Origin of the sequence: Siccirubricoccus deserti, from assembly GCF_014283215.1 — a bacterium.
Lineage (GTDB): Bacteria > Pseudomonadota > Alphaproteobacteria > Acetobacterales > Acetobacteraceae > Siccirubricoccus > Siccirubricoccus deserti.
On the sequence record NZ_JACOMF010000001.1, the window covers coordinates 289595 to 305180 of the forward strand.

The window sequence follows — 15586 nt, forward strand, 5'->3', positions numbered from 1 at the left end:
GCCCGTATCTAGACGCCATGCGCATGTTCTTTCGCCCGGCCCTGCTCACCGCCCTGCTGCTGTGCCCCGTCCTTGCCCAGGCGCAACAGGAGCGACCGAAGAAGCTCGGCGAGTTCCAGTCCTGGATCGCCGCGACCTACACCGAGGGCGGGCAGAAGATCTGCTACGCCTTCGCCCGGGCCAGCCGCAGCGAGGGCGCCAGCCGGCAGAACGTGATGCTGACCGTCACCCACCGCCCCGCCGCGCGGGACACGGTGACCATCTCGGCCGGCTACACCTATCCGCGCACCGTCACCGATGTGGAGGTGACGGTGGGATCGCATGAGTTGCCCTTCTACACCGCCGGCAGCACCGCGGCGGCGCGCAACAGCGCTGCGGCGATCCGGGCGATGCGCGCCGGGCGGGATGCGGTGGCCAAGGCCCCCGGCCCGAACGGCCGCGGCCGGGTGACCGACACCTTCCCGCTCGCCGGCTTCAGCGCCGCCTATGATGCCATCTCCCGCGAATGCCCGGTGCACCGATGAGCCCGCTCGATCAGCCACGCCAGGACACCGCCGACCTCAGCACCGCCGAGCGCGACCGCGTCCTGGCCAAGCAGGCGCTGTTCAACCCGCCGCCGCCGGTGCTGCCGGACGGCAGGCGGGAGCTAGTCGGGCTGTCGCGCGAGGAACTGGTGGCGGAGATGGCGGCGATGGGCGAGAAGCCCTTCCGCGCCAAGCAGCTCTGGCACTGGATCTACCACCAGGGCGCCAGCGATTTCGCCGCCATGACCAGCATCGCCGGGCCAATGCGGGCGAAGCTGGCGGAGCGCTTCGTCATCGGCCGGCCGGAAGCGGCGACGGTGCAGACCAGCCGCGACGAGACCCGGAAATTTCTCTTCCGCTTCCGCGACGGCCAGCAGGTGGAGACGGTCTACATCCCCGACCCGCAGGAGGATCGCGGCGCCGTCTGCATCTCGACCCAGGTCGGCTGCACCCTCTCCTGCCGGTTCTGCCACACCGGCACGCAGAAGCTGGTGCGCAACCTCGGCGCCGCCGAGATCGTCGGGCAGTTCATGGCGGCGCGCGACAGCTACGGCGAATGGCCCAGCCCGAAGGACGACAAGCCGCGGCTGCTCTCGACCATCGTCGTCATGGGCATGGGTGAGCCGCTCTACAACTACGAGAACACCGCCAAGGCGCTGCGCATCATCATGGATGGCGAGGGTATCGGCCTGTCACGCCGGCGCATCACCCTCAGCACCTCCGGCGTGGTGCCGATGATGGACCGCTGCGGCGAGGAGCTGGGGGTGAACCTCGCGGTGTCGCTGCATGCGGTGACGGATGAGCTGCGGGACGAGATCGTGCCGCTGAACCGCAAATACCCGATCGCCGAGCTGCTGGCCGCCTGCCGCCGCTACCCCGGCGCCAGCAACGCCAGGCGGATCACCTTCGAATACGTCATGCTGCGCGGAGTGAACGACTCGGAGGCCGAGGCGCGGGAGCTGGTGCGGCTGCTGCGCGGCCTGCCGGCCAAGATCAACCTGATCCCCTTCAACCCCTGGCCGGGCAGCCCCTACCAGACCAGCACCCATGAGCAGACGGCGAAATTCGCCTCCATCCTGAACGACGCCGGCTATTCCAGCCCGATCCGCCGGCCGCGCGGGCGGGACATCCTGGCAGCCTGCGGGCAGCTGAGGACCGAGAGCGAGCGGCTTCGGCAGCCAGCCGCCTGAAGATCAGCACGACAATCGCAATCGCGCAGTGGTTGATCTTTAGTAACTATTCCTTGATAGCGGTTGCCTCTGGTCGCGCCGCTGCATCGTCACCGCCGGCGTCAAGCAGCCCACGGCGCGACCTTGGCCCGGGGGAAAAGCTTCCATGTTGCCAGCCTTGCTGCGTATCGCCCTGCTGCTGGGTGGAATGGTCACCGGCCTCGCCACGCACCATGAGGCAGCCGCGCAACCGGTGCGGACCGGCCCTGCCGGTGCGGCCTTCTACCAGGCACCCAGCCCGTTGCCGCGGGGGGAACGCGGTTCGGTGATCTGGGCCCGCCCCCTGGCGGCGGAGGCCTCCCTGCCGAGCGCGGCCAGCAACCTTCTGGTCCTCTATCGCTCCACTGATCCGGCGGGGAACAGCGTCGCCGTCTCCGGCACGGTTGCCATTCCTGCCGGCACGCCGCCGGCTGGTGGCTGGCCGGTCATCACCTGGGCCCATGGCACCACCGGCCTGGCACCGATATGCGCCCCCTCGCTCGATACGCCGACCGGCCCCGAGCATCCCTACCTCGCCGGCCTCCGCACCCTGTTGGACGGCTTCGTCAAGCGTGGCTACGCGGTGGTGGCGACGGATTACCAGGGGCTGGGCACGCCGGGGCCGCATCCCTTCCTGCAGGGTCAGCCGAATGGCCGGAACGTGCTCGACATGCTGCGCGCGGCGCGCCGGATCGAGGCCGCCATCGGCACCCGTTACCTGGTGATGGGCCATTCGCAGGGAGGTCACGCGGCGCTGTTCGCCGGGGCCGAGGGGCCGGCGTATGTGCCGGAGCTGACACAGGTCGGCACCCTGGCCTTCGCGCCGGGCTCGCAGATCATGGGGCGGCTGAACTCGGTGCGGCAGGCGCCGGATGTGCAGCTTGCCGTGCCCTATGTGCTTTATGCGCTGCAATCCTATGCCGGCACCAATCAGTCCATCGACCTGCGGCGCATGCTGGCGCCGGGCGCACTGGTGCATCTGCCGGACCTGCACGAACAATGCATGACCCATGCGCTGACCACCGGCTACTGGTCCACCGCCGTCGCCAGGGATCAATTCCTGCCGCAGCCCGATCTCACCGCCTTCAGCAGCATGGCGGCGAAGAACGAGCCGGGCATGCTGCGCATCGCCGCCCCGACCATGATCATGCAGGGCACCGCGGATGTGACGGTGCCGCCGGGCTGGACCGACAGCTTGGCCGGGCAGCTTTGCAGCAATGGCACCAGCCTCGCCTACCGGCCCGTCAGCGGGTCGGACCACAACGGGGTCATGGTCGCGGGCGCGATGGAAGCGCATGGCTGGGTGGCGGCGCGCTTCGCCGGAGAGGCACCGGCCAGCAACTGCGGCGCCCTGCCGAAAGCCGGCGGCGGCTGAAGCACGTGGCCTGCCGGCCAGGATCAGGCTGATCCCCAGAGCAGTTTCACGTTCAAGGGCCTTCACGCCCCTCCGCGATCTGCTCTAGCCGGCAAGGCCGATCGGCCTTGCCGGGACGCGTGCTTCACACTTCGGCATCGCCGCCCCTCGCCGCAAGCAGATGCCACGGCGAGGCCGGCTGAGCGGCGACTGCCCTACTCCGCCGTCGCCCCGCTCTCCGCCACCACCCGGGTCCAGAGCGTCACTTCGGATTGCAGGTAGCGGGCGTAATCCGCCGCGCTGCCGCCGGTCGGCTTGGCGCCCTGGGCAGCCAGCTTGGCCCGCACCTCGGCATCGGTCAGCGCCGCGGCCACCGCCTGATTCAGCCGGGCGATCGCCGCCGGCGGGGTCTGCGCCGGCGCCATGATCCCCTGCCAGGCGCCGAGGTCGAAGCCCGGCGGCGTCAGCCCGGCCTCCGACATGCTCGGCACCTCGGGCAGCAGAGGCGTGCGCTCGGCGCTGCTCACCGCGATGGCCCGCACCCGGCCGTCCTGGATCACCGGCAGGGCGGTGACCACGGTATCCGAGGTGAACTGCACATTGCCCGCCGCCGTATCCATCAGTGCCGCCGCGGTGCCGCGGTAGGGCACGTGCACCGCCTCGCCGCCGATGTGCCGCAGCACCAGGAAGCTGACGAGGTGGGAGATGTTGCCGATGCCGCCGGAGGAATAGCTGAGTTTGCCGGGATTCGCCTTGATCCAGGCGATGAAGCCGGCGGCGTCGCGCGGCAGCATCGCCGGGTTGACCACCAGCGCCAGCGGCGAGGCGGCGGTCAGCGCCACCGGCGCCAGGTCGCGCAGCACGTCGTAGGGCAGCCGGCGGTACAGCGCCCGGCTGATGGCGATGGAGGAGGTGTTGTAGAGCAGCGTATGGCCATCCGCCTCGGATTTGGCGACCGCCTCGCCGGCGATGTTGCCATTGGCGCCGCCACGGTTCTCCACCACCACCGGCTGGCCGAGGTCGCGGGCCATGCGCTCGGCGAGGATGCGGGCGACGACATCGGTCGGTCCGCCCGGCGGGAAGGCGACAACCAACCGGACCGGCCGCTGCGGGAAGGCCTGGGCACGGGCCGGCGCTGCGAGCAGCCCCGCGGCGCCCAGCGCCAATGCATTGCGACGAAGCATCATGTCTTGGTCCTTCCCTCCCTTGGGCCAACCGGGGCCATGGTCTGCGAACCTGGGTCATTACGGCAGACTAATATCAATCCGCCACGGAACCACGCGCGGCGCCGGCGGTTGCAGCGGCTTGGCCTGTCGGTTCGCCGCCGTGAGGCCGCCTGCCTCGGAGACCACCATGGATGTTGCCACCCTAGTGGGGGCGGCTGCCACCCTCGCCTCCACCACCAGCTTTCTGCCACAGGCGTGGAAAGTGATCCGTACCCGCGACACCGCGGCGATCTCCGCCGGCATGTACGCGGTGACGGTGGTCGGATTCGCGCTATGGCTGACCTATGGGCTGCTGCTCGGTGCTTTGCCGCTGATCGTCACCAATGGCATCTGCCTGGCGCTATCGGCCTTCATCCTGGTGATGAAGCTACTGCCGCGGCAGCAGAAAGTGGCGGTGGCGGAGACGCTCGACCCGCTGAGCTGACCCCGGCCCAGGCCGGATACGACGACGCGCAGTGGTTGCTCACGTTACGGGTGCTTGACGTAATAGGGTCCGCAGGCACCAATGCGCCGCCCAATGTCTCCCGCCCCTCCCATCGCCCTGTTCGCGCTCGCCGGCTTCACCACTGGATCGGGCATGCGCATGCTGGATCCGCTGCTGCCGATGCTGGCGGCGGATCTCGGCGTCACCGTCGCGGCCACCACTCCGGTGGTCGCCGCCTTCGTCGTCGCCTATGGAATGGTGCAGCTGGTCGCCGGCCCGCTCGGCGACCGCCTGGGCAAGCCGCGCATCGCCTTCTTCGCGCTGCTGCTCTACGGCGCGACGCTGATTGGCAGCGCCATGGCAGCCGACCTTGGCGAACTGGTGGGCTACCGGGTCCTGGCCGGGATGTGGGCGGGCGCGGTAATTCCGCTGCTGATGGCGCATCTCGGCGACACCGTGCCCTATGCCGAACGCCAGGGCGCGCTGGCGCGGTTTTCCACCGGGATGGTAATGGCGCAGATGCTGGCCGGGCCGATCGCCGGCATCATCGCGGAATTCCAGGGCTGGCGCCTGCCGCTGATCCTGCTTGGGCTGCTGGCCTTCGGCGTGGCCACGGCCCTGGCGCTGCGCCTCCGGCAATCCTTGTGGCGACCGCCGCCGCGGCGGACCGGCGCTCCGGGCTATGGCGTGCTGCTGCGCCGTCCTTCGGGTCGCTGGCTCCTGGCCATCGCCTTCTTCGACGGCTTCTGCCTGTTCGGCGGTGCCTTTCCCTTCGTCGGCGCCTTCCTGGTGGAAGGCTTCGACCGCGGCATTGCCGAGGCCGGCCTGCTGGTGGCCGGCTTCGGCGCCGGCGCCTTCCTCTACACCCGCTTCGCCCGCCGCCTGGTGCGGCGCTTCGGCGAGCGTGGGCTGCTGTCGATCGGCGGCACCGGCCTCGCCGTCGGGCTGACGGCCCTGGCGCTGGCGCCGAACTGGTGGGTGGTGGGGCTGCTGCAGCTCGGGCTCGGCCTGATGTTCTACATGTTCCATGGCGTGCTGCTGACCATGGCAAGCGAGGCCCTGCCGGAGGCCCGTGGCACCGCCATGTCGGCCTTTGCGATGGCGCTGTTCCTTGGCCAGGGCGCCGGGTCGCTCGCCTTCGGGCTGGGGCTGCTGGTGCTCGATTACCGCGGCACCTTCATCGTCGCCGCCATCGGCTCGGCGGCGCTGACCCTTTGGGCGCGGCGCGGCGCCCACGCCAACCAGACGGAAACCGCGCCGTCAGGCTGAAAGCCGCGCCGGGTTTTCATCCCCGGTGGGTCGGAGCAGGGCCAGTGGCAACTGATACCGACCAAAGCGATCATTCACCTGATGCAGGCCGATCGGGGCCTGCCGGAACCGCAAGCTTCAGGCGAAGTGCACATCCGCCTCGACCAGGCTGGTGACGCCGAGCAGCACGATGACATCGCCCTGGCCGAGGTCGATGGCGCTGCTGCCGCCCACCACCGAGAAGGCAGCCTGCACCTGGCCGAAGCAGGCGAAGCCGAGGTTGACCAGCAGGATATGGTCCAGGTTGGAAGTGAAATCGCCGATGGCATCGCTGCCGGTCCCGCGCTCGAAGACGAAGCTGTCGGCGCCGGCCTCGCCGTACAGCACGTCATTGCCGGCCATGCCGTTCAGCGTGTCGGCGCCAGCGCCGCCGAACAGCCAATTCGCCGTGGCACTGCCGGTCACCCGGTTGTCGAGCGCATTGCCGACGCCGAAGAGGATGGCGCCCAGCAGGGTGAGATTCTCGATCTCCTGGCCGAGGTGGAAGCCGGCACCGGGGATGTCGGCGAAGACCGTGTCGTTGCCCTCGCCGGCGAATTCGAAGATGAGGTCGGCCGGGGTATCGACGTAGAAGACGTCGTCGCCGGTCCCGCCGTGGAGGTGGTCGTACTCGCCGAGGCCGGAGGCGCCGTCCAGCGTATCGTTGCCTGCGCCGCCGAACAGCAGGTCGAAGGCGGGATCGGCACCACCGGTCAGGTGGTCGTCGCCAGCCTCGCCATGGAGCACATCGGCATCCTCGCCGCCGGTCAGCGTGTCGCAGCCAGCGCCACCGAGCAGGTGGTCGAGGCCGGCGCCGCCCTCCATGCTGTCGTCGCCATCGCCGCCGTTAAGGATGTCGTTGCCGGCATTGCCGAGGACACTGTCGTCGCCGCCCAGGCCGATGATGAGGTTGGCGCCTTCATTGCCGGTGATGGTGTTGGCCTGCTCATTGCCGACGCCGAAGATGTCGCCGGCGCCGCCGGCGAGGACCAGCGCCTCGATATTGGCGTAGAGGGAATAGCTGGCGGTGGAGCTGACGGTATCGGAGCCTTCGCCGGCATTCTCGAGGATCACATCCGCCTGGCTGTCCACCGCGTAGCTGTCGTCGCCGGTGCCGCCGCTCAGGGTGTCGGCGCCGGCATCGCCCTCCAGCGTGTCATTGCCGGCGCCACCCTCCAGCCGGTTCGCCGCGGCATTGCCGATCAGCCGGTCATGGCCGGCGCCGCCCCTGGCATTTTCGATCACCGCGCCGAACGCGATGGCGAGGTTGTCCACCCCGGCGTAGCTCGGCGTCGGCACGGCGGTGGCGAAGGCAGGGATTTCCAGCCGCCGGTCGGCATCGGTCAGCCGCATCGCGATGCTGCTGAAATGCCCATCCTTCAGGTTGATGATGCTGGGCAGAGTCTGGTTGCTGGTGTCGATGGTGTCGCTGCCGCCGCCATCCCAGATGGTCTCCAGCAGCCGCGCATCCGGCGCCCAGGCATAGCGCGTGTCACCGGCGTTGGTCGCGGTGTTGGCGCCGTAAAGATACTGTGCCGCGGCGATGTCGTAGAGCATCGGCGTGCTGGGATAGAGATTGGAGATGCTCCAGGCGTAGCTGCTGGCATCGCCGGTGACGGTGACGATCCCGAGGTCTGCCGGGATCTGATAGGCCATGATGGTGTAACGCAGATTGTCCTGCGCGGCCGCCAGGGGGTCGGTGCCCTCGAAGGGATGCTGCAGCCCGATCGCATGGCCGAGTTCATGCACCAGCACGTAATAGCCATATGCGCCTTCCGCCACAGCGTCGTTGTTGGAATCGGTGCTGATGTAGATGTCGCCCATCCAGGGCACCGGATTGTAGTTGGTGACGATGGAGGTCAGCGGGTTGAAGCCATAGGCGAAATTCGGCGGATAGGCATAGCCGCCGATGCCGGTCATGGATTCCTGGCCGAAGCGGATCTGGCCGCCGTCGCCGGCATCCGACACTTCGGTGAAGGTCAGGTTGGCGACCGCCGCCCACTCCGCCAGGGCCTGTCGCGCCCCGGCCTGCATTCCCGTGTCGAAGACGGCAAAGCCGGGGTGGTCGCCCGGGGACTCATAGCCGGCCGGCACGCCGGCCATGAAGCTGTAGGTCACCGAGACCGCGGTGCCGATGCCGGCGAAGTCCAGCAGCGGCGTGTTGACCGCGAGCGGAAAGTTCCAGCGGGCGGAGCGGCCGGAGTCTTCCAGAACATACAGGAGAGGATCGAATACGCTCACCTGCCTCACCCCTCGCCGGCATCATGGCTCGCCGTCTTCTACTGACGCTGCACTACCAATTCGTTGCGGCCGGCGGTTGAAAGCCCGTCGCGCCGAGACAGCCTGGCCGACCGGCCCTTGACGGCAGCGGCACCAAGGCGCTTAGCCGGGATCAACGAGGAAGACGAGACGTGGCCATGCCCATCGCCGACCTGTCAGATGATTCGACGTCGCTCGCTGACTTCTTCACCCTCTGCGGCGCCAATGCCTGGTCCAGCCGGGTTGTGGCGCTGACCAACCCAGCCCAGTCCGGCTCGCTCAGCAGCCGGGCGGCGCAGTACCGGCATGCGCTGGAACTCGCCCTCGCCCGGCTCGGTGATCGCCGCGCGCTGGCCCGCGCCACCCCGGCGGAGCGCCGGCTCTGCGGCTTCGCGCGGGACGCGGTGCAACTTGCCGAGAGCCTGCCGGCGGCGGCGCGCGACCGGCTGCGCGCCGACCTCACCGCCGGGCTGACCGGCCAGCGCACCCTGATCCCGCTGTTCCACCTGCTGCGCACCGCGGCAGGGCTGCGGGCCCGCGGCTTCAACATCGAATTCGCCGGGCTGGCCGAAGGCGCGCCCTTCGACCTGTTGGCGCGGCGTGACGGCGCCACCGCCGAGGTGGTGTGCGAAACCGCCTCCGCCGAAGAGGGCCGGCCGGTGCACCGCGGCGACTGGTTCTCCCTGGTCGACCGCATCAACCCGGAGCTGCTGAGCTGGTTGGCCGCCCACCCCGGCCGCTACCTGCTGAAGATGACCTTGCCGGAGGGCATCTCCGGCCCCGAGCAGCTGGCCGAGTTGCACCAGCGCATCAGCGACATGCTGGCGGCGGAGAAGCGCCAGGACGCCGGAGCACAGGCGATCCTGAAGCTGGACCCGTTGGTGCTGGCCGGGGCGCAGTTGCCGGATTTGCCCGGCGGGCTGCCGGCGCGGCTGCGGGCGCTATTCGGGCCGGAGGCGCATCTGGCGGTCACCGCCGATGTCAGCAGCGGCAGCGTCTTCGCCATGGCCGCCCGGGCGGGGCGGGAGAATGAGATCAGCGCCGCGGTCTGCCGGCGCCTGGCGCTGGCCGCAGGGGCCCGGCTGACCGGGCGGCATCCCGGCATCCTTGCCGTCTTCCTCGAGGAGCTTGACCGCAGCGAATGGCGGGTGCTGCGCGAGGCACTGGAACTGGAGGGCGCGGTTCGCCGTTTCTTGACCACTCCGGCGGCGAAGCGGGTGGTGGCGGTTTCCTGCACCTCCCGCTTCGAGATGTTCGGGGCAACGGAGGGCGAACTGCGGTTTCGCAACCAGGCCCATCCGGCGGCAAGGCTGCCGGGGCTGGCGCCGGCCGTGCTCTCGTCCCTGTGACCGCAGGCTTTCCGTGTAACGTGCTGCAACTGTCGGGTTCCTGCCACGTTCCCGCTGGCGAATGGCCGCTCCCGCCTGCGCGGGCGCGGCTACGAGGATGAGGACCCCGATGACCGAACGTGAGTTCCAGGCGAAGCTGGCAGAGCTGGACCGGTTGCTGAACGACCCTGAGATCCGCATGGATCCCGATCGGGTCTGGACACTGCTGGCCGAGATCAGCGCGCGGGACATGCGGCCCGCCGCCTGACGCTGCCAATGGCGAGGGCAGCAGAACGCCCCGGCCACCTCCGTGGCCGGGGCGTCTCGTTTCAGGCGACCTCGAACAAGCCGGCGGCGCCCTGGCCGCCACCGATGCATATCGTCACCACCACGTATTTGCCGCCCCGCCGCTTCGCCTCGATCAGCGCATGGCCGGTCATCCGCGCGCCGCTCATTCCATAGGGGTGGCCGATGGAGATGGCACCGCCGTTGACGTTCAACCGCTCATCCGGGATGCCGAGCCGGTCGCGGCAGTAGATCACCTGGCAGGCGAAGGCCTCGTTCAGCTCCCACAGGTCGATGTCGTCCATCTTCAGCCCGTGCTTCGCCAGCAGCTTCGGCACGGCGAAGACCGGGCCGATACCCATCTCCGCCGGGTCGCAGCCCGCGACGGCCATGCCACGATAGATGCCGAGTGGCTGCAATCCGCGCCGTTCCGCCTCCTTCGCCTCCATCACCACCGCAGCCGAGGCGCCGTCCGAGAGCTGGCTGGCATTGCCGGCGGTGATGTAGCGGCCTTCGGTGATCCGCTGGCCCTCGGTCAGCACCGGCTTCAGCCCGGAGAGGCCGGCCAGGGTGGTGTCGGGGCGGTTGCCCTCATCCTTCGCCAGCGTCACCTCCTTGTGGGAGATCGCGCCGGTCGCCTTGTCGGCGACGGCCATGATGCTCGGCAGCGGCACGATCTCGGCGCCGAAGCGGCCGAGGCCCTGGGCAGCGGCGGTGCGCTGCTGGCTGCGCAGGGCGTATTCATCCTGCGCCTCGCGCGTCACCTGGTAGCGCTCGGCGACGATCTCAGCGGTCTCCAGCATCGACATGTAGAGCTGCGGCACATGCTCCACGAGCCAGGGATCGCGGGTGCGATAACGGTTCATCTTGTCGTTCTGCACCAGCGAGATGGATTCGAGCCCGCCGCCGACCGCCACCTGCATGCCATCGGCGATCACCTGCTTTGCCGCGGTGGCGATAGCCATCAGCCCGGAGGAGCACTGCCGGTCCACCGACATGCCGGGGATGCTGTCCGGCAGGCCGGCGCGCAGGGCGCATTGCCGGGCGAAATTCGAGCCCTGGCTGCCCTGCTGCAGCGCGGCACCCATCACCACGTCCTCGACCTCGGCAGGGTCGATGCCTGCGCGCCGCACCGCCTCGGCGATGACATGGCCGCCCAGCGCCTGCGCCGGGGTGTCGTTGAAGGCGCCGCGGTAGGCCCGCCCGATCGGCGTCCGCGCGGTCGAGACGATGACGGCACTGCGCATTTCCGCTTCCTCCGGTGTTCCGCGACGGGTCGCGGCCTGGCCGGCCTCCGCCGCCGCGTGTCGCGTCTAGGCTCCCAGTATCTTCCACACGCCATCGGCATGCACCAGCACCCGATCGCCGGACATCAACGTGCCGCGGATGAAGACGACGCTGCGCGTCGCGCGCAGCACCTCGCCACGGCCGATGACGAGTTCGCCGAGCTTGCCGGGCGCAATGAAGTGGTGATTGAGCTGCACGGTCGTCACCGGCTTGCGGCCGGCGCTTTCCCACACCGTCATGCCGAGCACGTCATCCATGAAGCTCATCAGCATGCCGCCATGGACGACGCCGCCGATGTTCAGGTGGCGCTGCTCCGGCAGGAAGGCATACTCCCACGCATCGCCGGCGCGGCGGGCGAGGAAAGGGCCGACCATGGCCGGGTAATCCTTGGCCGGCACGGGCTTCCAGCCACCGGCCTGCAGCGCGGCGGGGATGGTGGCGGCGGTCTGCAGCCCGGGAAAGCGGGCCTCGGGGGGCGAAATCTCGTTCATGCGCAGGGTATAGCGGCCTTGCTGCGCCGCGTCATATCGTTCGCTTGGCGACGATCAGGAACTCCCGGTTGCCTTCCGGGCCCAGCAGCGGGCTCGGCTCGACACCGAGCACCTGCCAACCCGGCAACGCGGCCCACCAGGCGGCGATGCGGTCACAGACCGCGCCATGCACCGCCGGATCCCGGACCACGCCGCCCTTGGCGATGGCCGGTCCCACCTCGAATTGCGGCTTGATCAGCGCCACCGCCCAGGCGCCGGGGGAGCAGAGGCCGAGCGGGAACGGCAGGATGGTCTGCAGGCCGATGAAGCTGGCGTCGCAGACCAGCACCCCGGGAGGCTCAGGCACCTGCGCCGCATCGAGGTAGCGGGCATTGACCCGTTCCAGCACCACCACCCGCGGGTCGTTGCGCAGCCTCCAGGCGAGCTGTCCATGCCCGACATCCACGGCATAGACCTTCGCCGCGCCATGGTGCAGCAGCACATCGGTGAAGCCGCCGGTGGAGGCGCCGATGTCGAGGCAGATCCGCCCTGCCGGCGACAGGCCGAAATGCCCGATCGCATGCGCCAGCTTCACCCCGCCACGCGACACCCAGGGGTGGTCCTGCCCGCGCACCTCCAGCGGCAGGCCGGCCGCGAGCATCTGCCCCGGCTTCTCGATCCGGCGGGTCTCGGAAAACACCTTGCCGGCGAGGATCAGCGCCTGCGCCCGCGTCCGGCTCTCGGCCAAGCCACGGTCGACCAGCGCCTGGTCGGCGCGTTCCTTGGCGATGGCCTCAGGCCCGCGCCGGCCGGTGCGCCACGGCGTCGCTGCCGAGGGCGGCAACGGCGGCGGCGACGATCTGCGCCGCGTTCAGCCCGGCCTCATCATACTGCTTCTTCGGGCTCTCATGGTCGATGAAGCAGTCCGGCAGGCACATCGGCCGCAGCTTCAGCCCGTTGTCGAGCAGCCCCTTCCAGGCGAGGTGCTGCATGACGAAGCTGCCGAAGCCGCCGACCGAGCCTTCCTCGATGGTGATCAGCACCGCATGCTCGCGCGCCAGCCGCTCGACCAGCGCGGTGTCCAGCGGCTTGGCGAAGCGGGCATCGGCGACGGTGGTGGACAGCCCACGGGCGCCAAGCTCCTCGGCCGCCTTCAGGCATTCCCGCAGCCGCGCACCATAGGAGAGGATGGCGACGGTGGTGCCTTCCTTGACGATGCGGCCGCGGCCAATCTCGAGCGGCGTGCCGCGCTTCGGCAGTTCCAGCCCGAAGCCTTCGCCGCGCGGGTAGCGGAAGGCGCTGGGCCGGTCGTCGATGGCGGCGGAGGTCGCCACCATATGCATCAGCTCCTGCTCATCGGCCGCAGCCATCAGCACCATCTTCGGCAAGCAGCCGAGATAGGCGATGTCGAAGCTGCCGGCATGGGTCGCGCCATCGGCACCGACCAGCCCGGCGCGGTCGATGGCGAAGCGCACCGGCAGGGACTGCAGCGCCACATCGTGCACCACCTGGTCATAGGCACGCTGCAGGAAGGTGGAATAGATCGCGCAGAAGGGCTTCATCCCCTCCGTCGCCATGCCGGCGGCGAAGGTGACGGCGTGCTGCTCGGCGATGCCGACATCAAAGCTGCGCTTCGGGAAGCGCTTGGCGAAGGCGTCGAGGCCAGTGCCGGAGGGCATGGCGGCGTTGATCGCCACGATGCTCTCATCCGCCTCGGCCTCGGCGATCAGCGCGTTGGAGAAGACCTTGGTGAAGCTCGGCGGGCCGGGCGGCGCCTTCACCTGCTCGCCGGTGATGACGTTGAACTTCACCACACCGTGATACTTGTCGGCGCTGGCCTCGGCCGGGGCATAGCCCTTGCCCTTCTTGGTTACCACATGCAGCAGGATCGGCCCCTGCAATTCGGTGTCGCGCAGGTTGCGCAGCACCGGCAGCAGATGGTCGAGGTCATGCCCATCGATCGGGCCGACGTAGTAGAAGCCCAGCTCCTCAAACAAGGTGCCGCCGGTCAGCAGGCCGCGGGCATATTCATCGGCACGCTTGGCGGCGCGCTCGATCGGCGCCGGGAAGTGGCGTGCCAGCTTCGCCATCATCTCGCGGATCGAGAGGAAGGGCCGGGAGGAGACGACCTTCGACAGATAGGCGCTCATCGCCCCGACCGGCGGGGCGATCGACATGTCGTTGTCGTTCAGCACGACGATCAGCCGCGACTTGTTGGCGCCGGCGTTGTTCATCGCCTCATAGGCCATGCCGGCGCTCATCGCGCCGTCGCCGATCACCGCAATGACGTTGCGTGGCTTGCCCTGCAGGTCGCTCGCCACCGCCATGCCGAGGCCGGAGGAGATGGAGGTGCTGGAATGCGCCGCGCCGAAGGGGTCGTACTCGCTCTCACTGCGGCGGGTGAAGCCGGAGAGGCCGCCGCCCTGGCGCAGCGTGCGGATGCGGTCGCGCCGCCCGGTCAGGATCTTGTGCGGATAGGCCTGGTGGCCGACGTCCCAGATGAGCCGGTCCTTCGGCGTCTCGAACACCGCATGGACCGCGACGGTCAGCTCGACCACACCGAGCGAGGCACCGAGATGGCCGCCGGTCTGGCTGACGGCGTGGATGGTTTCCGCCCGCAGCTCATCGGCCAGTTGCTTGAGCTGCTCACCGGAGAAATTGCGCAGATCGGCCGGGACGCGCACCCGGTCGAGGAGCGGGGTGGAGGGTGGTTGGGACATCAGCTCCTCCGCTCGATCACGAAATCGGCCAACATACGCAAGAGGTCGGCCCGTTCACCGAAACCGTCAAGGTGCGCCCTGGCCTGGGTCACCAGTCGCTCCGCCTGGAGCCGGGCGCGGTCGAGGCCAAGCAGCCCGACCAGCGTGGCCTTGCCCGCCACGGCATCCTTGCCGGTGCGCTTGCCGGTTTCCTCGGTGCTTGCAGTGGCGTCAAGAATATCGTCGGCAATCTGGAATGCGGCGCCGAGGTCGCGACCATAGGCCAGCAGCGCATGCCGCTGCGCCAGCGGCGCCTTGCCCAACACGGCGCCCGCCTCGGCGGAGAATTCGATCAGTTTGCCGGTCTTCAGGGTCTGCAGCCGGCCGACCGCCGGCTCATCCAGTGGCACCCCGGCAGCTTCCGCCAGCATGTCGAGCATCTGCCCGCCGCACATGCCGCGCGGCCCGGCGGCCTTTGACAGGCAGCGCACCAGTTCCGTCCGTACGGCCGGGTCGCTGTGGGTGTCCTCCTCCGCCAGCACGGTGAAGGCATGGGTCTGCAGCGCATCGCCGGCGAGGATCGCGGTCGCCTCGTCGAAGGCCCTGTGCACCGTCGGCTTGCCGCGACGGAGGTCGTCGTTGTCCATCGCCGGCAGGTCGTCGTGCACCAGGGAATAGGCGTGCACCATCTCGATGGCGCTGGCGACCCGCAGCGCGGCGCTGCGGGAGACGCCGAATTGCCGCGCCCCTTCCAGCACCAGGAAGCCGCGCAGCCGCTTGCCGCCACCGATGGCGGCGTAGCGCATGGCCGCGAAAAGCGGCGCCTCAGGGCCTTCCTCGGCCGGCAGCAGGAGGTCGAGCGCCTGGTCGATTTCGGCCGCGGCGGCCGCCATGGCGCCCTGCAGGCTCGGCGCTGTCGTGGTCATGCCCATCCCCTCGGCCTCATCCGATTGACGGGCCTCATTCCACATCGCGCAAGGTCGGGCCGCCCGGCGCGTCGACCACCGCCTGCACCTTCGCCTCCGCCTCCGCCAGCTTGCGCTCGCAATGGCGGCGCAGGGCGTCGCCACGGGCATAGCTGTCGATGGCCTCAGCAAGGCTGCCCCTGCCGCCCTCCAGCGACTTCACGATCTCCTCCAGCTCGGCGAGCGCATCCTCGAAGGATTTCGCTGCGATGTCGTCGCCGGCGGGCCGGTCCTGCGCCTCACCCATTCGGGTCTCCGTCCTCGAACGGC

General features: G+C 69.5%; 15 protein-coding genes. 7 read left to right on the forward strand and 8 right to left on the reverse strand.

The features are described from left to right. Positions 1-23: 23 nt before the first annotated feature. The 3 genes from H7965_RS01380 to H7965_RS01390 all read left to right on the forward strand — a co-directional run bounded on the left by H7965_RS01380 (position 24) and on the right by H7965_RS01390 (position 3107). Entirely contained in the window at positions 24-524 is a 501-nt protein-coding gene (locus H7965_RS01380; RefSeq protein ID WP_229682430.1) for an invasion associated locus B family protein, read from the forward strand. Then, the gene (rlmN, locus tag H7965_RS01385; RefSeq protein ID WP_390624543.1) at positions 506-1714 is read left to right on the forward strand and encodes a 23S rRNA (adenine(2503)-C(2))-methyltransferase RlmN; all 1209 of its coding nucleotides are present in this window, start codon (positions 506-508) and stop codon (positions 1712-1714) included. The genes H7965_RS01380 and rlmN overlap by 19 nt, the downstream gene beginning before the upstream one ends. A 145-nt stretch (positions 1715-1859) precedes the next feature. Continuing rightward, positions 1860-3107 carry a lipase family protein gene (locus H7965_RS01390; RefSeq protein WP_186768722.1) on the forward strand — a complete coding sequence of 416 codons (1248 nt, stop codon included), beginning with the start codon at positions 1860-1862 and terminating at the stop codon, positions 3105-3107. Positions 3108-3301: 194 nt separating this feature from the next. Here H7965_RS01390 and H7965_RS01395 read toward each other — a convergent pair whose 3' ends face one another. Continuing rightward, a complete protein-coding gene (locus tag H7965_RS01395) occupies positions 3302-4273 on the reverse strand; it encodes a Bug family tripartite tricarboxylate transporter substrate binding protein (RefSeq protein WP_186768723.1) in 972 nt (323 codons plus the stop codon). Between the two features lie 166 nt (positions 4274-4439). On the opposite strand from H7965_RS01395, the gene H7965_RS01400 reads away from it, so the two are divergent. Both H7965_RS01400 and H7965_RS01405 read left to right on the forward strand, forming a co-directional pair. Further along, positions 4440-4736: a SemiSWEET family sugar transporter gene (locus tag H7965_RS01400; RefSeq protein WP_186768724.1), complete on the forward strand. Its 297-nt coding sequence runs from the start codon at positions 4440-4442 to the stop codon at positions 4734-4736. Positions 4737-4829: 93 nt separating this feature from the next. After that, the gene (locus H7965_RS01405) at positions 4830-6005 is read left to right on the forward strand and encodes an MFS transporter (protein WP_186768725.1); all 1176 of its coding nucleotides are present in this window, start codon (positions 4830-4832) and stop codon (positions 6003-6005) included. Between the two features lie 117 nt (positions 6006-6122). On the opposite strand, the gene H7965_RS01410 is transcribed toward H7965_RS01405, so the two are convergent. Beyond that, entirely contained in the window at positions 6123-8264 is a 2142-nt protein-coding gene (locus H7965_RS01410) for a M10 family metallopeptidase (RefSeq protein ID WP_186768726.1), read from the reverse strand. A gap of 170 nt (positions 8265-8434) precedes the next feature. Between H7965_RS01410 and H7965_RS01415 the strand changes: the two genes are divergently transcribed. Both H7965_RS01415 and H7965_RS01420 read left to right on the forward strand, forming a co-directional pair. Next, on the forward strand, positions 8435-9631 hold the full coding sequence (locus H7965_RS01415; protein WP_186768727.1) for a hypothetical protein: 1197 nt from the start codon (positions 8435-8437) through the stop codon (positions 9629-9631). A 109-nt stretch (positions 9632-9740) separates the two neighbouring features. Next, complete coding sequence (locus H7965_RS01420) at positions 9741-9878, forward strand: peptide chain release factor 1 (RefSeq protein ID WP_186768728.1); 138 nt, start codon at positions 9741-9743, stop codon at positions 9876-9878. Between the two features lie 61 nt (positions 9879-9939). Here the strand turns inward: H7965_RS01420 and H7965_RS01425 are convergent, their stop codons facing one another. From H7965_RS01425 to xseB, 6 genes are all read right to left on the reverse strand, one after another. Then, positions 9940-11142, reverse strand: a complete 1203-nt coding sequence (locus tag H7965_RS01425) for an acetyl-CoA C-acyltransferase (RefSeq protein WP_186768729.1) — start codon at positions 11140-11142, stop codon at positions 9940-9942. A gap of 66 nt (positions 11143-11208) precedes the next feature. Beyond that, positions 11209-11673, reverse strand: coding sequence for a PaaI family thioesterase (locus H7965_RS01430; RefSeq protein ID WP_186768730.1), 465 nt, complete (start codon positions 11671-11673; stop codon positions 11209-11211). A gap of 31 nt (positions 11674-11704) precedes the next feature. Then, positions 11705-12442, reverse strand: coding sequence for a TlyA family RNA methyltransferase (locus tag H7965_RS01435; RefSeq protein WP_186768795.1), 738 nt, complete (start codon positions 12440-12442; stop codon positions 11705-11707). Between the two features lie 4 nt (positions 12443-12446). Beyond that, positions 12447-14372, reverse strand: a complete 1926-nt coding sequence (gene dxs, locus H7965_RS01440) for a 1-deoxy-D-xylulose-5-phosphate synthase (RefSeq protein WP_186768731.1) — start codon at positions 14370-14372, stop codon at positions 12447-12449. Next, complete coding sequence (locus tag H7965_RS01445) at positions 14372-15283, reverse strand: polyprenyl synthetase family protein (RefSeq protein ID WP_186768732.1); 912 nt, start codon at positions 15281-15283, stop codon at positions 14372-14374. The genes dxs and H7965_RS01445 overlap by 1 nt, the downstream gene beginning before the upstream one ends. 28 nt (positions 15284-15311) lie before the next feature. Beyond that, positions 15312-15563: an exodeoxyribonuclease VII small subunit gene (gene xseB / locus H7965_RS01450; protein ID WP_186768733.1), complete on the reverse strand. Its 252-nt coding sequence runs from the start codon at positions 15561-15563 to the stop codon at positions 15312-15314. Positions 15564-15586 lie beyond the last annotated feature (23 nt).